The 21942-nt window shown below is 66.6% G+C and carries 20 protein-coding genes; 13 read left to right on the plus strand and 7 right to left on the minus strand.

Features of this window, described 5'->3' with window-relative positions:
* The first annotated feature begins 106 nt into the window (after positions 1–106).
* On the plus strand, positions 107–1459 hold the full coding sequence (cyp51, locus tag K7711_RS05405; protein WP_222965348.1) for a lanosterol 14-alpha demethylase: 1353 nt from the start codon (positions 107–109) through the stop codon (positions 1457–1459).
* A gap of 67 nt (positions 1460–1526) precedes the next feature.
* On the opposite strand, the gene K7711_RS05410 is transcribed toward cyp51, so the two are convergent.
* Both K7711_RS05410 and K7711_RS05415 read right to left on the minus strand, forming a co-directional pair.
* On the minus strand, positions 1527–2003 hold the full coding sequence (locus K7711_RS05410; protein ID WP_372460116.1) for a glutathione peroxidase: 477 nt from the start codon (positions 2001–2003) through the stop codon (positions 1527–1529).
* 156 nt (positions 2004–2159) lie between these two features.
* Positions 2160–3386, minus strand: a complete 1227-nt coding sequence (locus K7711_RS05415; RefSeq protein WP_222965353.1) for a cytochrome P450 — start codon at positions 3384–3386, stop codon at positions 2160–2162.
* Between the two features lie 253 nt (positions 3387–3639).
* On the opposite strand from K7711_RS05415, the gene K7711_RS05420 reads away from it, so the two are divergent.
* From K7711_RS05420 to K7711_RS05445, 6 genes are all read left to right on the plus strand, one after another.
* Positions 3640–5280: a GMC family oxidoreductase gene (locus tag K7711_RS05420; RefSeq protein ID WP_222965355.1), complete on the plus strand. Its 1641-nt coding sequence runs from the start codon at positions 3640–3642 to the stop codon at positions 5278–5280.
* 162 nt (positions 5281–5442) lie between these two features.
* Positions 5443–5919, plus strand: coding sequence for a MarR family winged helix-turn-helix transcriptional regulator (locus tag K7711_RS05425; RefSeq protein WP_222965357.1), 477 nt, complete (start codon positions 5443–5445; stop codon positions 5917–5919).
* On the plus strand, positions 5916–7766 hold the full coding sequence (locus K7711_RS05430) for a chloride channel protein (RefSeq protein ID WP_222965359.1): 1851 nt from the start codon (positions 5916–5918) through the stop codon (positions 7764–7766). Before K7711_RS05425 ends, K7711_RS05430 begins: the two co-directional genes overlap by 4 nt.
* Before the next feature lie 362 nt (positions 7767–8128).
* Positions 8129–9268 carry a transcription termination factor Rho, short form gene (locus tag K7711_RS05435; protein WP_222965361.1) on the plus strand — a complete coding sequence of 380 codons (1140 nt, stop codon included), beginning with the start codon at positions 8129–8131 and terminating at the stop codon, positions 9266–9268.
* 307 nt (positions 9269–9575) lie between these two features.
* Positions 9576–10235, plus strand: coding sequence for an LUD domain-containing protein (locus K7711_RS05440; protein WP_222965363.1), 660 nt, complete (start codon positions 9576–9578; stop codon positions 10233–10235).
* A gap of 267 nt (positions 10236–10502) precedes the next feature.
* Entirely contained in the window at positions 10503–10940 is a 438-nt protein-coding gene (locus K7711_RS05445) for a hypothetical protein (protein WP_235746571.1), read from the plus strand.
* Between the two features lie 27 nt (positions 10941–10967).
* On the opposite strand, the gene K7711_RS05450 is transcribed toward K7711_RS05445, so the two are convergent.
* Positions 10968–12302 carry a tetratricopeptide repeat protein gene (locus K7711_RS05450; protein ID WP_222965365.1) on the minus strand — a complete coding sequence of 445 codons (1335 nt, stop codon included), beginning with the start codon at positions 12300–12302 and terminating at the stop codon, positions 10968–10970.
* A 24-nt stretch (positions 12303–12326) separates the two neighbouring features.
* Entirely contained in the window at positions 12327–13658 is a 1332-nt protein-coding gene (locus K7711_RS05455) for an ATP-binding protein (RefSeq protein WP_235746835.1), read from the minus strand.
* A 395-nt stretch (positions 13659–14053) separates the two neighbouring features.
* On the opposite strand from K7711_RS05455, the gene K7711_RS05460 reads away from it, so the two are divergent.
* The gene (locus K7711_RS05460; protein WP_222965369.1) at positions 14054–15394 is read left to right on the plus strand and encodes a serine hydrolase domain-containing protein; all 1341 of its coding nucleotides are present in this window, start codon (positions 14054–14056) and stop codon (positions 15392–15394) included.
* A 40-nt stretch (positions 15395–15434) separates the two neighbouring features.
* On the opposite strand, the gene K7711_RS05465 is transcribed toward K7711_RS05460, so the two are convergent.
* Positions 15435–15854 (minus strand): nuclear transport factor 2 family protein, encoded by a 420-nt coding sequence (locus K7711_RS05465; RefSeq protein WP_222965371.1) that lies wholly within the window; start codon positions 15852–15854, stop codon positions 15435–15437.
* 90 nt (positions 15855–15944) lie between these two features.
* Between K7711_RS05465 and K7711_RS05470 the strand changes: the two genes are divergently transcribed.
* Positions 15945–16535 (plus strand): TetR/AcrR family transcriptional regulator, encoded by a 591-nt coding sequence (locus K7711_RS05470; RefSeq protein ID WP_222965373.1) that lies wholly within the window; start codon positions 15945–15947, stop codon positions 16533–16535.
* Positions 16536–16632: 97 nt separating this feature from the next.
* On the opposite strand, the gene K7711_RS05475 is transcribed toward K7711_RS05470, so the two are convergent.
* Together K7711_RS05475 and K7711_RS05480 are read right to left on the minus strand one after the other, a co-directional pair.
* Positions 16633–17667, minus strand: a complete 1035-nt coding sequence (locus K7711_RS05475) for an aspartate-semialdehyde dehydrogenase (protein ID WP_222965375.1) — start codon at positions 17665–17667, stop codon at positions 16633–16635.
* Positions 17668–17669: 2 nt separating this feature from the next.
* On the minus strand, positions 17670–18935 hold the full coding sequence (locus K7711_RS05480; protein WP_040817650.1) for an aspartate kinase: 1266 nt from the start codon (positions 18933–18935) through the stop codon (positions 17670–17672).
* 281 nt (positions 18936–19216) lie between these two features.
* Here K7711_RS05480 and K7711_RS05485 point away from each other — a divergent pair, with 281 nt between their 5' ends.
* The 4 genes from K7711_RS05485 (at position 19217) to K7711_RS05500 (ending at position 21937) form a co-directional block, all read left to right on the plus strand.
* Positions 19217–19762, plus strand: coding sequence for a MarR family winged helix-turn-helix transcriptional regulator (locus K7711_RS05485; RefSeq protein WP_222965377.1), 546 nt, complete (start codon positions 19217–19219; stop codon positions 19760–19762).
* Positions 19763–19813: 51 nt separating this feature from the next.
* Positions 19814–19996, plus strand: coding sequence for a DUF1918 domain-containing protein (locus K7711_RS05490; protein ID WP_222965379.1), 183 nt, complete (start codon positions 19814–19816; stop codon positions 19994–19996).
* 201 nt (positions 19997–20197) lie between these two features.
* Positions 20198–20656: an SRPBCC family protein gene (locus K7711_RS05495; protein ID WP_222965381.1), complete on the plus strand. Its 459-nt coding sequence runs from the start codon at positions 20198–20200 to the stop codon at positions 20654–20656.
* A gap of 93 nt (positions 20657–20749) precedes the next feature.
* On the plus strand, positions 20750–21937 hold the full coding sequence (locus tag K7711_RS05500) for a low temperature requirement protein A (RefSeq protein ID WP_235746572.1): 1188 nt from the start codon (positions 20750–20752) through the stop codon (positions 21935–21937).
* Positions 21938–21942 lie beyond the last annotated feature (5 nt).

Here is a 21942-nt window from a genome sequence, read left to right on the forward strand (position 1 = left end):
GCGGCTCGCGGCGATCCGAGCCGGGGTTGTCCCGCTCACAGTTCTGTAGTAGCGTCCAGACACGTGTCCATGAGGATGGGCTCGGTACGTCGGAAGGGTGTTGACGATGACGTTGGTCAAGCCGCGGCAGGTGTCCGGTGGCGAGCATGAACACGGGCATCTCGAGGAGTTCCGCACCGACCCGATCGCCCTGATGCGGCGCGTGCGCTCGGAGTGCGGGGATGTCGGATCGTTCCGGCTCGCGGACAAGCACGTCATCCTGCTGTCGGGGTCCGAGGCGAACGAATTCTTCTTCCGCTCCAGCGATACCGACCTCGACCAGGGTGCGGCCTACCCGTTCATGAAGCCGATCTTCGGCGAGGGCGTGGTCTTCGATGCGAGCCCCGAACGCCGCAAGGAGATGCTGCACAATCAGGCCCTGCGCGGTGAACATATGCGCGGCCACGCGGAAACCATTGCGCGCGAAGTGAATGCGATCGTCGAGCGGTGGGACGACGAGGGCGAGATCGACCTGCTGGAGTTCTTCGCCGAGCTGACCATCTACACCTCCTCGGCGTGCCTGATCGGCAAGAAGTTCCGCAACGAACTCGACGGCCGCTTCGCGCATCTGTACCACGAACTCGAGCAGGGCACCGACGCCCTGTGCTACGTCGATCCCTACGCCCCGATCGACAGCTTCCGCCGCCGCGACGAGGCGCGCGCACAACTGGTCGAGCTGGTGCAGGGCATCATGGACGGCCGGATCGCGAATCCGCCTGAGGGCAAAGAGGATCGGGACATGCTCGACGTCCTGGTCTCGATCAAGGACGAGGAGGGCAATCTGCGCTTCTCGGCCAGCGAGATCACCGGCATCTTCATCTCGATGATGTTCGCCGGACACCACACCACCTCGGGCACCGCGGCGTGGACGGTCATCGAACTGCTGCGCCACCCCGAACACCTCGACCGCGTGGTCACCGAACTCGACGAGCTCTACGCCGACGGCAAGGACGTGAGTTTCCATGCGCTGCGCCAGATTCCGCAGCTCGAGGCGACGCTGAAGGAGACGCTGCGGCTGCACCCGCCGCTGATCATCCTGATGCGCGTGGCCCGCGACGAATTCGACGTGTGCGGAAACCTCATCGCCCCGGGCGATCTGGTGGCCGCGACCCCGGCGGTGTCCAACCGGATCGCCGAGGACTTCCCGAATCCGGACGACTTCGATCCGGGCCGCTACATCGACCCGAACCAGCAGGATCTGATCAATCGCTGGACCTGGATCCCGTTCGGCGCGGGCCGCCACCGCTGCGTGGGTGCGGCGTTCGCGACCATGCAGTTGCAGGCGATCTTCTCGATCCTGTTGCGGGACTGGGAATTCGAGATGGCCCAGCCCTCGGACAGCTACCGCAACGACCATTCCAAGATGGTCGTGCAGCTCCAGCAGCCCTGCGCGGTGCGCTACCGCCGCCGACGTCGCTGACGCGCACAACTGAAACGACAGCGGGCCACACCGAATCCGGTGTGGCCCGCGCTGTATTTACTGAACGTTACTGCGGCAGAACAGCTTCGATCGCCGACACGACCGCAGGATCCTTCGGCTCGGTCCGCGGCCGGAACCGGCCCACGATCTTGCCCTGCGCATCGACGAGGAACTTCTCGAAGTTCCACTGGATATCACCGGCCTCGCCCTCGGCATCGGCGGTCTGCACCAGCTCCTGATACAGCGGATGCCGCGCCTCGCCATTGACGTCGGCCTTCTCCAACAGCGGAAAATCGACCCCGTAGGTGGTGGAGCAGAACTCGGCGATCTCCTCGGCCGTACCGGGCTCCTGACCCATGAACTGGTTACACGGCACGCCGACCACGCTGAATCCGCGCGGACCGTAGGTCTGCTGGAGTTCGACCAGGCCCGTGTACTGCGGGGTCAGCCCGCACTTCGAGGCCACGTTGACGACCAGCAGCGCCTTGCCCCCGGCCAGTGCGGCCAAGGTGGTGGGCTCGTCGGCAAGGGTTTTGACGGAAATCTCTCGAATGCTCACAACACCCGAGGCTACCTGCGGATCACCCCGTTCCGCCGAGTACGCGAACCCCCGACCACAGACATCCCCGCTGAATACGCCCCGTTCCGCCAGCCTCGGACAACGCCGACGCCGCGAACAGCCGCAGCGAAGCGGAGGCCATCAATACCGCACAGCCCAATGTTTGATTCCGTTGATCCAACCGGACCGCAGACGCACCGGTTCCTCGACTTCCCGCAGCTCCGGCATGGTGTCGGCGATCGCGTTGAACATCAGATCGATCTCCAGCCGGGCCAGATTCGCCCCGACGCAGTAGTGCGTGCCGGTCCCGCCGAAACCCAGATGCGGATTCGGGTCGCGCAGGATGTCGAAGGTGAACGGATCAGCGAAGGCGGATTCGTCGAAATTGGCTGAGCTGTAGAACAATCCGAGCCGCTGACCGGCGGCGATCCGCTGACCGGCCAGCTCCACGTCGTGGGTCGCGGTGCGCTGGAACACGCTGACCGGAGTCGCCCAGCGCACGATCTCGTCGGGCGCGGTGACCGGACGCTGCTCCCGGTACAGCTCCCACTGCTCGGGATGATCCACGAACGCCTTCATCCCGTGCGTGATCGCGTTGCGGGTGGTCTCGTTCCCCGCGACGGTCAGCAGCATCATGAAGAATCCGAATTCGTCCGAACTCAACGACTCCCCGTCGACATCGGCCGTGACGAGCCGGCTGACGATGTCGTCGAGCGGATGCCCCCGCCGCTGATCGGCCATGCCGTACGCGTAGCCGATCAGCTCCACGGTGGCCAGCTTGCCGTCGCGGTACTCCGGATCGTCGGCGCTGAGCAGCTCGTTGGACCAGGTGAACAGCTTGAACCGGTCCTCCTGCGGCACTCCGAGCAGTTCGGCGATGGCCTGCAGCGGCAGCTCGCACGCCACCTGCTGTACGAAATCACCGCCGCCGAGTTGTTTGGCGGCGTGCACGATGCGCTCGGCACGCTCGGTCAGCACCGCTCGCAGGTTCTCGACCGCGCGCGGGGTGAATCCCTGGGAGATGATCCGGCGCAGTTTGGTGTGCCGCGGCGGATCCATGTTCAGCATCAGCGAGGTGTTCGCCACCTCGCGCTCCTCGGGCGTGCCGTTCGGGTCGATCCGGATGAGCGCACCGTTGGCCTGCGAGGAGTAGGTCTCCGGATGACGCGAGATCTCCCGGATGTCCTCGTGACGGCTCACCACCCAGTAGCCGCCGTCGTCGAACGGGGCCGCGTATTCCGGCGACTGGGCGTTCCACCAGACCGGGGCCGTGCGCCGGAGTTCGGCGAACTCCGCGACGGGGCTGCGCACTTCCCACAGGGCCGGGTCGGTGAAGTCGAATCCCGCCGGAATCGAAGGCTCGGGCATGGCCCCTCCTCACCGTTCGCGACCGCGCGAACCGGGGTGGAAATGTAACGAGTTCTACGATTGAAGCACTTCGCGGGCCTTCTTCGCAGGCATCCGGGCAGGTTTCCCCAACAGTGATCACGCTCCCCGGATCGATCCCGTCTCGATGAATTCGACAAACCGGATCTTCACCGGAACTAGAACTTGTTCTACAGTGGCCTCAGGCGGGTGCCCTGATATGCCCACGACTACTTCGAGGATGAGGTAACGAACCATGACCGACTCTCCGCACAGCGCGGGAACCAGCGAGGCCGATTACATCGTCGTGGGCGCGGGCAGCTCCGGTGCCGTGGTCGCGAGCCGCCTGGCCGAGAACGGCGCTCGCGTGATCCTGCTGGAGGCCGGGCGCAAGGACAACACCCGACTGGTGACCAGCCCGGGCATGATCACGATGGTGCACACCGTCCCCCAGCTCAAGCATCGGGTGACCTGGAGTCAGTACTCGATTCCGCAGAAGTACGCCAATGATCGCAAGGTCCCGATGACCCGCGGCAAGGTGCTCGGCGGCTCCAGCTCGGTCAACGGCATGCTGTTCGTGCGCGGCAACCGGGCCAACTTCGACTCCTGGGCGGCCGAGGGCTGTGCGGGCTGGGAGTACGAGAACGTCCTGGCCGCATACAAGAAGCTGGAGAACTGGGAGGAGGGCGCGAGCGAGTACCGCGGTTCGGGTGGCCCCATCCAGGTCACCCGGCAGCAGGATCTGACCCCGATCTCGCAGCAGTTCATGCAGGCCGCATCGGAGACCCTGGACGTCCCGCGCATCGCCGACTACAACGGCGAATCGCAGGAGGGCATCAGCATCTTCCAGCAGAGCGTGCGAAACGGCTTGCGCTACAGCTCTTCTCGCGGATTCATCACCGAGCGGCCGAATTCGAACCTGACCGTGCTGACCCATACCCACGTGGCGCGGGTGGTGATCGAGAAGGGCCGGGCGACCGGTGTCGAGGTCATCGACAAGAACGGCAGCCGCCGGATCATCCGTGCCGCCAAGGAGGTCGTGATCTCCGGCGGCGTGATGGCCTCGGCACAGATCCTGATGCTCTCCGGCATCGGCCCGGCCGGGCACCTGCGCGATGTCGGCATCGACGTCAATGCCGATCTGCCGGTCGGCCAAAACCTGCACGACCACTTGTTCGTGCCGATGACGTTCGTCTCGAAGAAGGCCATCCACCACGGCACCCCGGCCTATTTCGCCCGCGGCATCATGCGCGAGCTGATGAAACCGGGCAGTTCCTGGATGGGCCGCACGGTGTTCGAGGTGGCCGGATTCGTCAAGACCAAGTTCGCCACCGGCGATGTGCCCGATATGCAGATCCACGCCCTGCCCTGGAGCTATCCGGTGCCGAACCAGGACGAGGACAAGCTGCACATGGTGGACAAGCGCTCCGCGCTCACCGTGTTCCCGACGCTCATCTACCCGAAGAGCCGCGGTGAGGTGCGGCTGGCCTCGAACGATCCGCTGGCCTCGCCGCTGATCGACCCGGGCTACCTGTCCGATTCGGCCGATACCGAATTCCTGATCGAGGCCATCCGGCTGATCCGCGAGATCATGGCGAACAAGACCATCGCCGGGGACATCACCGAGGAGTACTCGCCCGGCCGGGACCTGATGGACGAGACCGCGCTGCGCGCCGAGCTGCCCAACCGCATCCACTCGGTGTACCACCCGGTCGGCACCTGCCGGATGGGTGTGGACGAGCGCGCGGTCGTGGATCCGACGCTGAAGGTCAACGGCATCGAGGGTCTGCGCGTCGCGGACGCCTCGATCATGCCGAGCATCACCGGCGGCAACACCAACGCCCCGTGCTACATGATCGGCGAGATGGCGGCCCAGTTCATCACCGCCGGAAAGTAATTCGCGCAACCACGGACCCGGGCCCGCACTACTCGCGAGCCCGGGTCCGCTGCTGTCTGCCGGACGAATGCACGCCGGTGGCCGACCCCGCACACGTGTGACTACCCGCACAATCCGGCAACTTTCCTTGACCGAACATTTGCTGTTGGCAACTCTTGTTGAGTGCAAGTTGACGAGGAACCAGCTGGCGAACCGCGCCCGGACGTGGCGGCGTTGGAGATCCTGACGCGGACTCTGGTCGGAATCGCCTGGGACAGCGCACATGTCGCCCCACCCGGAGTCACCTTCCCGCAGATGCGGCTGCTGCTGGTTCTGCAAACCCTGGGCCGGGTGCCGTGCTCACGTCTGGCAACGGCGCTGGGCGTCAACGCCTCGTCGGTGACCCGGCTGGCGGACAAGCTCGAGAGCCGCGGCTTTCTGAGTCGCGGCGCCGATGCGCACAACCGCAGCGTGGTCACCGTCGAGGTGACCGAGGCGGGTCAGCAGGTCGTGGACGAGGTGCTCGAAGCCCGCCACGCCGCATTCCGCACCATCCTCGATCAGCTGCCCGAGGAGAAACGGCAGTCGGTCACGGCGGCCGCGCACGATCTGGTGCGTGCCGCCGCCGAGACCTCGGTGAGTCTGGTGGGTGCGTTGTGAATTTCCGGCAAGGTTCCGCACGTCGCGCGACGCGCGAGCACGCGGCGCATCTGGGCGACTTCAACGTCAGACCGCGGATGCTGGCGATCGCCGGTCTGGCGATCCCGGTCGGCGCGGCCGCGGCGCTGGCGGCCTACGGACTGCTGAAGCTGATCGGGCTGATCACGAATCTCGTGTTCTACCAACGCATCAGCACCGAGATGGTCGCGCCCGGCGCACAGCATCACCCGTGGTGGCTGGTCCTGATCGCACCGATCCTCGGCGGTCTGATCATCGGGTTCATGGCCCGCTACGGATCGGAGAAGATCCGCGGCCACGGCATGCCCGAGGCGATCGAGGCCATTCTCACCGGCGGCAGCCGGGTGGCTCCGCGCGTCGCGATCCTCAAACCGGTGTCCTCGGCGATCAGCATCGGTTCGGGTGGGCCGTTCGGCGCCGAAGGACCGATCATCATGACCGGCGGCGCGATCGGCTCGATCCTTGCACAGCTGCTGAAACTGACCGCCGACGAACGCAAGGCCCTGCTGGTGGCCGGCGCGGCGGGCGGCATGGCCGCCACCTTCAACGCGCCGCTGGCCTCGATTCTGCTCGCGGTGGAACTGCTGCTGTTCGAATGGCGGCCGCGCAGTTTCGTTCCCGTGGCCACGGCGGTCGTGATCGCCACGATGTGCCGCTGGCTGCTGCTGGGCAACAGCCCGGTGTTCGCCGTGCCCACATCGGCCACCACACCCGGCGCGCTGGCCGACGGCCTGGCCCTGATTCCCGGCGTCACCGGCGGTCTGCTGGCCATCGCCGCGACCGCGCTGGTCTATCTCGCCGAGGACGGTTTCGGGCGGCTGCCGGTGCACTGGATGTGGTGGCCCGCGATCGGCGGAGTGATCATCGGCGTGGGCGGTCTGATCGAACCGCGTGCGCTCGGTGTGGGATACGACGTCATCGACCAGTTGCTCACCGGGCGGGGCACGGTCTCGCTGATCATCGGAATCCTGGTGGTCAAGACGCTGATCTGGTCGATCTCGCTGGGGTCGGGCACATCCGGCGGCGTGCTCGCGCCGGTGTTCATGATCGGTGCGGCACTGGGTGCGGCCGAGGGCGGTCTGCTGCCGCACGTCACCGCCGGGCTCTGGGCGATGTGCGGTCTGGCCGCGGTGGTCGGCGGCGTGATGCGCTCGCCGCTGACCGGCATCGTGTTCACCTGCGAGCTGACCCACGCCTGGAACGATCTGATGCCGCTGGTGGTGGCCTCGGTCTCGGCCTACGCGGTGTCGGTGCTGCTGCTCAAACGTTCGGTGCTGACCGAGAAGATCGCTCGCCGGCGGCTGCATCTGACCCGCGAATACACCACCGATCCACTGGAGACGTTCTTCGCCTACGAGGTGATGCACACCGATCCGGTGGTGCTCGCGGCCGACGATCCGATCGAGGAAGCGTTGCCGCGCACCCGTTTCGCGACGTTGTATCCGGTGCTCGACCCATCCGAGCAACTGGTCGGCGTCACCACTCGCAACCGGCTGGCATCGTGTGCGGACGGGAACGTCGGGGCGGCAGCGGTACCCGCGCTCGCGGTCGTGCATCCGGACGACACCCTGCGCGAGGTGGCCAACAAACTGGCCACCGCCGATGTCACCTACGCGCCGGTGGTCGATCGCGGCAGACCCACGCGCCTGCTCGGGGTGATCGCGTTCGAACAGCTGCTGCACGCCCGTCGCCGGGATCTGCACGAGGAACATCACCGCGAACGAGTGCTGACACTGCGTGATCAGCGTCCCACCTCGCGTCGTCGCCCACCCCGCTTCCGGCACACCGCGCCGGAGCGGACCGCCAACTCCGCGACGTCGAATACCTAACGGCTGCAAGGCAATACAACCACACCCCGATTCGAAGGGCCCGGACTCGAAACATCGCGAGTCCGGGCCCTTCGTCGTTCCCGCGATCCGATCCGCCACACCGGGAACAACGACGGACCATTGCGTGTTGTGCAGGGTGCGGCTATGGTTGGCATCGTTCGCAGCTTGTGGATGTAGGTGGACACGGTCCCTCCCACAAGAATTCTCGACCCCCGCACCCTCACCGAATTCATGCCGATCGGAACGCATACCGATCCGCCACATTCGAACCGGTACGGGCTCTCTCGGCGAAGCGCTGCCCGCACGATGCGTGCATCGGCCGCCACCAGACCACGCATTCCTTCCTTCAGGAGTAGAAGACCATGAAAGACAACACGACTCATACCCAGGAGCCGGGCACATCGGTGACCGGCATCCTCGACATCACCGGAAATCACGCGGCATTGCGGGTCGAAGGCTATCTGCCCGGCCCGAACGACATCCACGTCCCGCCGCGCCTGATCCGCGAATACGACCTGCGCCGCGGCGACACCGTCAGCGGAACCGCGGGCCCGATGCGCGAGGGCGCCAAATTCGCCCCGCTCACCGGCATCGATCGAATCAACGGCCTGCCGCCCGACAATGCCCGGCGGCGTCCGCATTTCGCCGATCTGACCCCGATCTATCCACAGGATCGCCTGCGCCTCGAGACCGAGCCGCACGAGATGACCACGCGGATAACGGATCTGATCATGCCGATCGGCAAGGGCCAGCGAGCCCTGATCGTCGCACCGCCCAAGGCGGGCAAAACCTCTGTGCTGCAATCGATTGCACACGGCATCGCGAAGAATCACCCGGAATGTCAGCTGATGCTGGTACTCGTGGGCGAACGTCCGGAGGAGGTCACCGACCTGTCCCGCGCGGTGCCCGCCGACATCGCCGCGGCCACGTTCGACCTGCCCGCCCGCGATCACATCGCCCTGGCCGAACTGGCCATCGAACATTCCAAACGTCTCGTCGAAACCGGCCGCGACGTCGTCGTGCTGCTGGATTCGCTGACCCGGCTGGCGCGCGCCTACAACCTCGCGGCCGCGGGATCGGGCCGCATCCTGTCCGGCGGCGTGGACGCCGGAGCCCTGGCCCCGCCGAAGAAGTTCCTCGGCGCTGCCCGCAATATCGAGAACGGCGGATCGCTCACCATCATCGCCACCACCCTGGTCGAAACCGGTTCGACCGCTGACACCGTCATCTTCGAGGAGTACAAGAGCACCGGTAACGCCGAGCTCAAACTCGACCGGCACATCGCCGATCGACGCACCTTCCCCGCGGTCGACATCGAGCGCTCCAGCACCCGCAAGGAGGAGCTGCTGCTGACCCCGGACGAACTCGTCGCGACCCGTTCGCTGCGCCAGACCCTCGCCGGACGCGATCCGGGCCAGGCCGTCGACCTGTTGCTGACCGGCCTGCGGCAGACCGAGACGAACACCGAATTCCTCACCCAGATCCGCGCCGCCGCGCACTGATCGCGACCAGCGGATTCAGGTACACCAGCATTTCGGAACCGATCCGCCGAGCGTCCCTCGGGCAAACGCGTCGCCCCTCCCGGGTAGCCTGTGGGCAAGATCTTCACCAGAGCGCCCGCCCACACGGGTGTGCGCCCAGCACCACCCGCTCAGCTCTTCACGCCCCGGATCCCGGTGCAGCAGGATGCTGCGCAGCCGGTCAGAAAGGGGGCCGCCACATGCGCACGGCGCTCGTCATCCGTGGCACCGATCCGCAGTCCACGCCCAGCGATACGACCGGCCGATGCGCCCCTGGTGGGTGCCGCTGATGTCACGGGAGGAATTCCTGCGCCGAGTCCGCGACGGCCTCAAGGCGCTGCCCGACGACGATCGCACCGTCACCCTCTTCCCCGGCAATCGGCGCGGCATGGCCGATCTCTCCCCCGCCGACAGCACGGTCGTCGAACTGTTCGTCGAACGTCTCGAACACCACGGCGCACGCATCGCCCGGGTGAGCGAATCCGGAATTCCCGAGGCCGTGGACGCGGCCCTGCGCGCCCAGCGGGCCACCACCGTCGTCGCACCGCACGGCCTGCCCGAGGAGTGGCTCGAGCTCTGGGCGAAGAACCAGGACAATCAGATCCTGACCGACGACTCCCACTTCACCAGCACCGAACTGGACGACGCCGACGCGATGGTGACGACCTGCGCCGGCGCGGTCGCCGACGCCGGCGCGGTAGTGCTGGACGGCGGACCCGGTCAGGGGTTCCGCGATCGCACCCTCGCGCCCCAATGCCATATCTGCGTGGTCCGCACCGCGCAGATCGATTCCTCGCTGCCCGACGTGCTCGACAAGCTCGACGCCCGCCGCCCGATCACCTGGTGTGGCGGGCCCACCGCGCCTGCGGATGCCAAGAACCGCAATCACGGCCGTCATCGCCAGCGGCAGCTGATCGTGCTCATCGTGGACTCCCCCGAACTTCCCTGACCCGGCTTGCCCTGGGGTGACAGGCTCGGGCGGGCGTATCCGTTGCTCCCTTGTGATCTTGGTCCTCGGCACGTCGCCGTACCCTGGGGAATGATGGGTGATGACGACGCCGACTAGATTGGGAGCGACGATGGAAACTGCGGTCGTCTTCGCGCTGGCCTGCCTGGTGTATTGGTGGGGCCTGCTCTAACTCGAACGGGCCCGCTGCCGCGACACTTCTACTACACTGCATAGTAGAACTATCGGCCCTGCCGACGGGAGCAGCCCATGATCGAATCCACGACCCGGCGGCCCGGTTCGGCGCTGTCCGCGCCGACAACTCTGCGCCTGGTCACCGCGATCTTCACCGTCGCACTGCTCGTACACGCCGCCGACCATCTGCGCCGCGGGATGAGCACCGTCTCGCCCCTGGTGATGACGCTCGGCTTCATCCAACTGGTCCTGGCACTGGCGACGGTCGCCCTGGTCGTCCTGCGCCACCGCTGGGCCCCCACCGCCGCCATGGTCGTCGGCTTCGCCAGCGCCGCCGGATTCCTCGTTGTCCACCTGCTACCGGATTGGTTCGGCCCGCTCAGCGACAGTTTCATCAACCCGCCCGCGTCGGCGAACGTCACCGGATTCTCCTGGTTCGCAGCGCTGTTCGAAATCGCGGCCGACCTGGCCTTCGGTATCGCCGCCGTTCGGGCCCGTCACAGCTGGCCCTGAGTCCGGCCCCGAGCGGCAGAGCCGACCTCAGGCGATACGACGCAGGATGATCCCGAGGGCCAGCAGCGCGGGCTCCGCCACGCTGAGGAATACGCGCAGCCCGGTCGCGACACCCAGCACGCACATGAGCATTCCGACGCCGAACACCACCAGTCGCAGGGCCGTGGGCGGACTCGACCACGCCGCCCGCAGCACGAACCGCCACCGGCGCCGCGGCACCACACCCAGCCACCACAGCGAAACCACCACGATCAGCCCCAGCCCGATCGCGCCGAGATCTCGGCCCACCGTCCCCAGCCGTCTCGAATCGGACGTCGTCGAAGAATTTGCAGCGCTGTGCGTCGACGGGGCCGTGGTTGTCGTCGGATTACCCTGCCCACCAGGCGCATTCGTCATCACGAGGTTCCCCGGAGCCGGTGCCACCGAGGTTTCCGGACCGGTCCCGGCCGAAATGGCGACATCGGGACTCGATGGCGGTGCGGCGGCCGGAACCTCGGTAGCCGATTGTGCAGCAGGCACCCCGGAACCTACCGGAACCAATTGTGGCGCAGGGGAATCATGCCACTCGCGGACAGCCTGCGCCTGGCTCGAATCCAGCGGGACAGCGGTTTGCGGACCATGGAATTCACCGATGATCAGCGCCACGAAGGCAACCACGACGAGCACCCAGTGCATGCGGCGGATCGCGTGCCGGATGACCGTCGCGACGTTGGTGCGCACCAGATTTCCCAAGCCGGGATCCATGGTTGCGGCGTTCAGGACACCGCGCAGGGCGCTGCGCAGACGACGGCCGTTGAGTTCGACGATCGCGAGATCGTGGACCGCATAGGCACTCTCGGGTTCCAGACGCAGTGCCGTGTGATACGCCTCGGCTGCGGGCCCCTGCCGGAACCGGTTGCCGCAGTGTCCCATTCGGCGCAGGATCGAACCCCGCGCGACGTGGATGTCGGCCTCGTCGGGGTCGAGTTCCACGGCCCGATCGATGGCCGCCAACGCCTCGGGCAGATGGCCGCATTCGCGCAGCACGATCGCCAGAATCCGGTGGTTCTCGGCGAATTCGGGTCCCAGCGCCACCACCTGTCGGGCCACCTGCTGCGCGTGCCGGCGCCCGGCGTCGCCCGTGTTGAGCAGCGCCAGGGCGTGAATGCGCATGGCGAACTGGTTGCGCGGCTGGATCCGCAGAGCCGCGGCGCTCTGGTCGGCGGCCTCGCGATACCGCTGATCCAGATAGGCCGCCTGTGCGAGATAGGTTGCGGCCTCGGCATTATCGGGTTCGGCGGCCAGTACCGCGGCCAGTTGCTCCCGGGCCTCGCTCAGCCGACGCAGCTCGATGAGGACCTTCGCCCGCTCGAGATCAGCCATGATCGCGCCGGTGATCCCGGCGGCTCACCGGAGCTTCTTCTCGCGCATGTACTTGGCAAGTTCGTCGTAGGTGCCGTCGTTGTTGGCGAATTCCACGACGTTGCGGGCGGATTCGAACCAGGCCCCCGCGCTGGGCTTGACCTGCGCGAGCGCGCCCTCGATATCGCGCATGGTGACCGGACGCACGGTCCCGCTGCGAATCGAGTCGGCCATGGCCAGCTGGGTCGCCGAGGTGCACACGTGCGCCAGATCCGCCCCGGAGAAACCGTCGGTGCGCTTGGCGATCGCGGCCAGATCGATGCCGCTGACCGGGCGATCCTTCAGGTGGTGCCGCAGAATCGCGCGACGCGCCTCGCGGTCGGGCAGGGTCACCAGGATCATCCGGTCGAAGCGGCCGGGGCGGCGCAGCGCGACGTCGATATCCCACGGATGGTTCGTCGCGCCCAGCAGATACACGCCGTCGTTGTCGGCGGTGGCCGAATCCATCTCGGTGAGCAGCTGATTCACCACCGTGCGCATGGTCGCCGAACCCGACATCTGACTTCGCTTGTGCCCCAGCGCATCCACCTCGTCGATGAACAGCACGCACGGTGCGTTGCGCCGGGCGACCTCGAAGACCTGATGCAGATTGCGTTCGCTCGAGCCGGTGTAGATGTCGAGGATGTCGGCGATCTCGATCGGGTAGAAGTTCGCGCCCAGCTCACCGGCGACCGCCGCGGCGATGAACGTCTTGCCGCATCCCGGCGGCCCGTACAGCAACAGTCCGCCGCGCGCGCTGGTGCCGAATGCCTTGGCCAGATCCGGATTCCGCAGCGGACCCAGCAGCGACAGCTCGAGCTGCTGCTTGACGTTCTCCATCCCGCCCACATCGGCCAGCGCGACGCTCGGGCGCTCGAACAGCCCGACATCGCCCTCGGCGTGGGCGACCGGCTCACCGTCTTCGTTCAGGGACAGCTCGGCGTCGGCGCGTTCGCCCTCGTCCACGAAGGCCGGAGCGATGATGTCGCCGACCTCGCGCTCGGCCGCGGCCCAGTCGAAGTGGGCGGGCGGTGCGGGGTCCGGTGTGGTCTCCTCGGCGCTCGTCTCGTTCGCGCTCGTCTCGTCCGCGACGCTGCCCGACGGTGTGCCGGGAATTTGCCCGGATTGCGTTTTCGCCTGCGCCGTACCGGCACCCGCGGCGAGTGCGGCGGTACAGCGTTGCAGCAGTTCGAGCACCACGGCATTTCCGGGATCGATACCGAGCGCGGCGGCGCAGTGCGGAAGTGCCTCGGCGTGCCGCGATCGGTCCGCGAGCAACTCGATCACCCGGATCCGCACCGGCAGCAGTTCCGGATTGGTCTCGAGTATGCGCAGCATCTCGCTCAGAACCGGATCGTCGGTCACAACTCCCCCTCGCTCGGCAGACTCCTGCGATGCTATCCCGTGGCACCACGGCATGACCAGGCGTTATGCCTGATCGGTCGGCCTGCGGCAGTATGCGCTAGCTCACATCCCCGAACCCGGAATAGATCCCGTCCCAGCGCGGTTGACCCCTATTGCCGATGCCGGGACAGCCCCGGGCCGCACAATTCGTCGCTACGAGCGACCACTCGCCGAGAGGCGCATGTTGGGCATCGGCACCCTGGTTCGCGAGGCTGGCGTGGCGTTCGCGAACGTGTTGCAGTAGTGCTGCAGAACGAACGCCGCCGGATTCCTCGGAACCGGCGGCGTTCTGCGTTCCGGGTCGCCGGTCAACCGCTAGCCTCACAACCATGTGCCGCATTCTGGGGTGGTTTGCGACGATTGCGATCCTGGCGACGATCGGTGTAGCGCCCGGATACGCCCACGCGACGACCGATACCCAACTCCACTGCGGGGTGAGCTCCGGGCGGGACTTCCCGCGGGCCACCCCCGAACAGGCCGGATTCGATCCAGCCAGACTGTCCGACGCACTCGCCTTCGCGATGAGCCGAAACCGCCTGAACGTCCAGGTCTTCCGGCACAACTGTCTCGTGGGCGCCGCCCCGGCCGGCGACGGGTCCGGCCGCACCCCGTGGAACGTCTGGAGCGTCACCAAGAGCGTGGTGTCGCTGATCGTCGGAATCGCTTCGGACAAGGGGAAACTCGACCTGAGCGCACCCATCGGCCGCTATCTGCCGCCCGGTCTGGGCGATGCGGAACATCGCTCGATCACCGTCACCGATCTGCTCACCGAAACCTCCGGGCTGCACGTGGGCGCGGTGAACGAGGGCGCCACCGGCGTCATCCCGATCGACCCCGACAGCGCGGTGCAGGCGCTGGGCGTGCCGTTCGACACTCCGCCCGGTACCGCGTTCGCGTACAGCCAGCGCAATGTGGATCTGCTGACCTATATCGTGGAACTTGCTGTGCGGGAACCACTTCAGCAGTTCGCCCAGCGCGAGCTGTTCGACCCGCTGGGCATCGAACGCGACGACTACTACTGGGCGCGGGACCGCTCCGGACACACCTACGGCTATGCGCATCTGCTGATTCCGCCCGATGATCTGGCCAAACTCGGTCTGCTGCTGAATAATTCGGGCCGGTGGGGCAACCGGCAGATCGTTTCCGCCAACTATCTGCACACCGCGCGGCGGCCCTCGGCGACCAATCCCTGTTACGGATATCTGTTCTGGGTCGGTCCCGGATGTGCGGAGGTGCCCCGATTCCTGCCCGGCAGTTATCAGATGTCCGGCATCGGGTTGCAGGACGTGTTCGTCGTTCCGAACCTGGATCTGACGGTGGAGTGGACCGGAGCGTTCGGCAATCACAGCACCGAGGGGCTGCCCGGCACCCTGCAGAACATGGGTGAGCTGTCCCACGAGTTCTTCCGCAAGCTGCTCGCGGCCTTCGTTCATCCGCCGATCCCCGATCCGGGACCCTACGTGGAGCCGCCGCTGCCGTTGGATCCGCGCGCGTACTTCGACCCGAACATCACCCTGGCCCTGTTCGGTATCGGACCCGATGCCTATCCGGGCTGTAATGTGCTGTCCTGCTTGAACACTCCGCTGCGGCCACCGTTCTCCGACGCGCCGCCCGGCTGCGTGATCCTGACCTGCCTCGGACCCGATCCGCGTACGCCCGGCATCCGCTGACCGCCCTGTCCGGCGCGATGACCGGACAGGGCGGCGGATCTCACTGCTCGACCAGGGCCACGAGCCGTCCGGTGTCCATGTAGTCGCGGAACAGCACGATCTGCCCGTCCCGGACGCGAACGATGTTGACCGAGGTCCGCCCGCGCGAGCGCACGCCGTCGGGCCGGGTCATGTCGACCTCGTTCTCCACGAAGAACAGTTCCGGATCCGAGGTCTCGTACACCTCCGGATAGACCCCGTGCACCTGGAGGCGGGTCAGATTCGACCAACGCTGGGCGAGATGTTCGCGAACGGCCTCCCGGCCCTCGAGTCGTTCGGGCATGCCGGGAACGGTCCACGGAATTTCGAACACCACGTCCGGGGCCAGTACGTCGGCGAAGGCGTCGGCGTCGGGTGTGCCCAGGCCGGTGAACAACTGCTCGACCACCGAGCGTGGTGTGAGGTCCTGATCTGCTGTCATGATTACCCCTAAAGAATCGGAACGTATGCCCCGTTTATGATCCGGAACGCACGCCCCGTTTGTCAATGGCGTTCCGGGTAGACTCGCGCCGTGACCGAAACACAGGCGAAGGCGGCCACGACCTCCGGGACGGGCCGCGCACTGCGCGCCGACGCCCGCCGCAACCGTGAACGCGTATTGGCCGCGGCCCAGGAGGCATTCGCCGCCGAGGGCATCTCGGTCCCGCTGGACGAGATCGCCCGGCGTGCCGGAGTCGGCCCCGGCACGGTCTATCGGCATTTCCCCACCAAGGAGGCGCTGTTCCACGCGGCGATGCTGGACCGCGTCGAACGGATGGTCGCGCACGCGAGCGCCCTGGCCGACGCCGCGGATCCCGGCCGCGCCTTCTACGACTACCTGGACGTGATGGTCGTCGAGGCCGGGGTCAAACGCGACCTCGCCGAGGCGGTCGGCGGCCACGAGAGCCTCGAAAACCCGGGCCCCACAGTCGAACTGCTCGCCGCCATCGACGTCCTGCTGCGCCGCGCCCAGGGCGCCGGCGCAACCCGCGCGGACATCGATATCGACGACCTCATGCGAATTCTCAAGGGCGGCTTCCTGGCCACCCACACCACCGGCGCGAACGCCGAACAACGCCGCCGCACCTTCGCCGTCCTGTTCGACGGCCTGCGCCCTCGCTGAACCGGGGCGGACCGCACGAACCGCGACCCGGTCCCGAATGCCGAACGGGCCGTGGGATTCCCATCAGGAATCCCACGGCCCGTTGCGAGCGATCGACTCAGCGGTCGGCGAGCAGAACCTCGGCGATCTGAATCGTGTTGAGCGCCGCGCCCTTTCGGAGGTTGTCACCGGAGACGAACAGGGCCAGGCCGCGGCCGTCCGGGACGCCCGGGTCCTGGCGGATGCGGCCGACGAGAGATTCGTCGACACCGGCGGCCTGCAAGGGGGTGGGCACCTCGACCAACTTCACGCCGGGGGCGTCGGCCAGGAGTTTGCGGGCCTCCTCGACCGACAGCGACCGGGCGAACTCGGCATTGATCGACAGCGAGTGACCGCTGAAAACCGGCACGCGCACACAGGTGCCGCTCACCAGCAGCTCGGGAAGGCCGAGGATCTTGCGGCTCTCGTTGCGCAGCTTCTGATCCTCGTCGGTCTCCCCGGAGCCGTCGTCCACCAGCGAACCGGCCAGCGGCAGCACGTTGAACGCGATCGGCGCGACGTACTTGTTCGGCGCGGGGAACTCCACGGCCGAACCGTCGTGGGTGAGTTTCTCGGCGTCGTCGATCACCGCACGCGCCTGCGAGGCCAGCTCGTCCACACCGGCCAGCCCGCTGCCGGAGACGGCCTGATAGGTCGACACGATCAGGCGCTGCAGGCCCGCGGCGTCGTGCAGCGGCTTGAGCACCGGCATCGCGGCCATGGTCGTGCAGTTGGGGTTGGCGATGATGCCCTTGACCAGGTTGCGGGTCCGCTCCGGGTTGACCTCGCTGACCACCAGCGGCACCTCGGGATCCTTGCGCCAGGCCGAGGAATTGTCGATGACGGTCACCCCGGCCGCGGCGAACCGCGGCGCCTGCACCCGCGACATGGTGGCGCCGGCCGAGAACAACGCGATGTCCAGGCCACTGGGATCGGCGGTCTCGGCATCCTCGACCACGATCTCACCGTCGCGCCACGGCAGCGTCTTGCCCGCCGACCGCGAGGACGCGAAGAAGCGCACCTCGTCGGCGGGGAAGTTCCGCTCCTGCAACAGTTTTCGCATGACGGCGCCGACCTGTCCGGTCGCGCCGACGACTCCTACGCGTACACCCATGCTTACCGCCCCGTTCCCGCGTGCACGACCGCGACCTCGTCGCCGCCGAGATCGAAGGCCCGGTGCAGCACCTGCACGGCCTGGTCCAGTTCGTCGTCCTTGACCAGCACCGAGATCCGGATCTCCGAGGTGGAGATGAGGTCGATGTTGATTCCCGCGTCGGCCAGCGCCTCACAGAAGGTCGCGGTGACGCCCGGGTGACTCTTCATACCGGCGCCGACCAGCGACACCTTGCCGATGTGATCGTCGTAGAGAACCTGGGAGAAGCCGATCTCGCTCTGCCGGTTGGTGAGCATCTCCACCGCGCGGGCGCTGTCGGTCTTGGGCATGGTGAAGGTGATGTCGGTCTTGCCGGTCTCCACCTTCGAGATGTTCTGCAGGACCATATCGATGTTGATCTCGGCATCGGCGACCGCGCGGAACACCTTGGCGGCGTAGCCCGGTTCGTCCGGTATCGCGACGACGGTCACCTTGGCCTCGCTGCGGTCGTGCGCGACGCCGGTGAGGATTGCTTGCTCCAAGGGGATGTCCTCCATCGATCCGTAAACGTAGGTGCCCGGCTTGTCGGTGTAGGACGAGCGCACATGCACGGGCACGTTGTAACTGCGCGCGTACTCCACACAACGCAGCATCAGCACTTTGGAACCGCAGGCCGCCATCTCCAGCATCTCCTCGTAGGAGACCTGTTCCAGGCGCTGCGCGTCCGAGACGATCCGCGGGTCGGCGGTGAACACGCCGTCCACGTCGGTGTAGATCTCACACACGTCGGCCTCGAGCGCCGCGGCCAGCGCGACCGCGGTGGTGTCCGAGCCGCCGCGACCGAGCGTGGTCACGTCCTTGCTGTCCTGGGACACGCCCTGGAAGCCGGCGACCAGCACGATCGTGCCCTCGTCCAACGCCTCACGCAGGCGCGACGGGGTCACGTCGATGATCTTCGCCTTACCGTGCGCACCGGTCGTGATGACGCCTGCCTGTGAGCCGGTGAACGAACGCGCTTCGGCGCCCAGCGAATGAATCGCCATGGCCACCAGTGCGTTCGAGATGCGCTCACCCGAGGTCAGCAGCATGTCCATCTCGCGCGCCGGTGCGGCGGGCGAGACCTGCTGCGCCAGGTCCATCAACTCATCGGTGGTATCGCCCATCGCCGAGCAGACCACGACCACGTCGTGGCCCTGCTTCTTCGTCTCGACGATCCGCTCAGCGACGCGCCGGATGCGCTCGGCGGTGGCCACCGAGGATCCTCCGTACTTCTGGACGACGAGAGCCACGAGGGATCCTCCAAAATCGACTTACTTGCTGTTACCAGCACCCCACAGTACCGACTCGAGCCAGGAAGTTAACGGGACACCGCCGATCCGACGCAGCGGTCGAGACGCCGTCCGTGCATCGAATCGGGCGGTCAGCGGCGCGCGACATGCCTGAATGACCTCGCGGCCCCGGCGCTGAGAAGCCAGGAATGTCACATTATCCGCGTCGAGGTTTGAAGCGGCATTAGTTGTGTCACACAACAGTTGCACGAGTAAGGCGACGAGACGGGAGTGCAGCGCCGATGACACGACATGCCACCGCAACAGCAACCGATCCGGGGCGGCAACTCTCGATCGCCGCACAGCGCAACGCCACCGACGCGGTGATGCTGCATCAGGCCGTAGCCGACCGGCTGGGACTGCACGTTACCGATCTGCGCTGTCTCAACCTGTTGCGCCTGGGCGGCCCGGCCACTCCCGGCGAACTCGCCGCCCGCACCGGACTGACCACCGGAGCGGTCACCCGGATGATCGACCGACTGATCAAGAGCGGCTTCGTCAGCCGAGCACACGACGAACACGATCGCCGCCGGGTGATCATCTCGCTGTCCGCGGCCCGCACCGCCGAGATCGCCCGGCACTACGAGCCGCTGGCCCGTGAATTCGGCAGGGTCATGGGTGAATACAGCGCCGAACAACTCGAATTGATACTGGGCGTGTTCGATCGGCTGCACGACACGTCCCTGCGGGTGACGGCCATGCTCCGGGAAGCGGGCTGGACAGCCGCTTCGGCAGAGCCACCGGAGTACCCCCGAAAGGGTCGCACCCCACGCGATCGGGTAATCTGAAACGTTCATATACCTTGTGACGTTCATCACGTCCGACGGATAATTCGAATCATGCAGGCAAAGGTCGGAGATCGATTATCTGTGCACAGCCACATGGTCGGGATGCCGGATCGGATGGGCGAAATCCTCGAGGTACGCGGGGCCGATGGCGCGCCGCCGTACATCGTCCGATTCGACGACGGCCACGAGAGCCTGGTGTTCCCCGGCCCTGACTGGGTCGTTCAGCACCACTGAGCACAACTCGCGCACCCCGTACCGCACAGCCGGGCTGCGCCACCGACCGAACCGACGCGAGCGGCGGACGCTTCCGGCGGTTCGATAGCCAGCTGTGCATACTGGACGGTCTGTGACATCCGAAGCCCGCGCCATGGTTGACGACCGCATGTGACCACGGAGACAATCGTGCGAGTATTTCGGGGGGTGGAGGGCAAGGCTATGCGCACGAAGACCGACCACCGATTCATCGTCGATGTCGATCCAGACCAAGTGATGGAGGCACTGCTCGCGGTCGAGCGGATCCCCGACTGGTCCCCCTCGCACAAGGATGTGCGCGTGGCAACCCACGACGCGTACGGGCGCCCACAGCGTGTGTACGCCACGGTGAGCCCGATGGGCAACTCCGACCGACAAGTGCTCGAATACGACTGCACCAGCGAACGCGTCTCCTGGAAGGTCGTCGAGAGCGGTGCGGGCGGCGGCGGTAAGGGCTGGTTCGAACTCGAACAGTCCCCAGAGGGCACCGAGGTCTGGTACCACTCCGAGGTCTATCTGCCGATTCCGGTTCCGGGCATCCTGATGAAACGCAGTTTGGCCAAGGTCAACGAGGAAGCGGTTCAGAATCTCATCGAGTTCATCGAGAAGTTCCAGTTCGGTGAGAACTACGAGGTGAGCTGACTTCCCATCGCGCCCGGAGGATTCGGGCGACATGGTCGATGACCTGTCACGATGGTGCTCATGATTCGCGTGACTCGCGGCAGAGTATCCCGCATGCAGGCCGTCACCGAGCAGTCCTCGGTGACGCAGCTGGAACTGTTCTTCGACCTGGTGCTGGTCTTCGCCTTCACCCAGGTCGACGAGTTGGCCGCCCACGAGGCCACCGCACTGAACATGCTGCGCGCCTTCCTGGTGCTGGCCATCATGTGGTGGGTCTGGATCGCCTACGCCTGGCTCGGCAACGTCGTGAAGGCCGACGAGGGCATCGCCCGGCTCGCGATGTTCGGGGCGATGGGTGCGGCGTTGATCGTGGCCATCACCATCCCCGAGGCGTTCCACGATATGCCCGGCGGCTGGTACGGACCGCTGGTCTTCGCCCTGGCGTACCTGTTCATCCGGCTGGTGCACCTGGTGATGTTCTGGTGCGCGAGTGCGCAGGACCCGCAGTTGCGCGGACAGGTGACGCGCTGGGCGGTCGGGTCGATCACGATCGGTACGACACTGCTGATCATCGCGGCGCTCAACCACGGGACCGCGCAACTGTGGCTGTGGATCGCGGCCGTCGCCGGCGATATGGCCTGGACCCTGTTCTCCGGCAACGAATGGCGGGTCAACTCGACCTCGCACTTCGCCGAGCGGCACGGCCTGATCGTCATCATCGCGCTGGGCGAATCGGTCGTCTCCATCGGCGTCGGCGTGGCCGGGCTGCCGATCTCCTGGCCCATCACGGTGGGATCGATTCTGGGACTTGCCGTTTCGGGTCTGCTGTGGTGGGCGTACTTCGACGTCGGCGCGGCCGTGGTGGAGGAGCACCTGGCCCGCGCGAGCGGACAGCAGCAGATCAAGATCGCCCGAAACTGCTACACCTACTGGCATTTCCCGATGGTCGTCGCGATCATCGCGATGTCGCTGGGTCTGAAGAACGTGCTCGAGTATGTCGGCGGGGCCGAGGAACACACGTTGCACGATGCGCTGCACGGGATTCCGCTGTTCGCGCTGTACGGGGGTGCGGCCGGATATCTGCTCGCACTGGTCGGATTCCGGCACTACGCGACGAGAGTCGTGCTGTGGCCGCGCCTGGCGGCGGCGGTGGTCGTTCTCGCGCTCATCCCGCTGGCCTCGATCCTGCCCGCGATGGCCGCGCTCGCGCTGCTGTGCGCGGTACTCGGTGTGCTGATCGCTTGGGAGACAGTGCGTTACGCGGAACCGCGCGATGCCGTGCGGCACGGCACAGCGCACTGAACCGA

The sequence above is a fragment of the Nocardia coffeae genome (assembly GCF_019890715.1).
Lineage (GTDB): Bacteria > Actinomycetota > Actinomycetes > Mycobacteriales > Mycobacteriaceae > Nocardia > Nocardia jiangxiensis.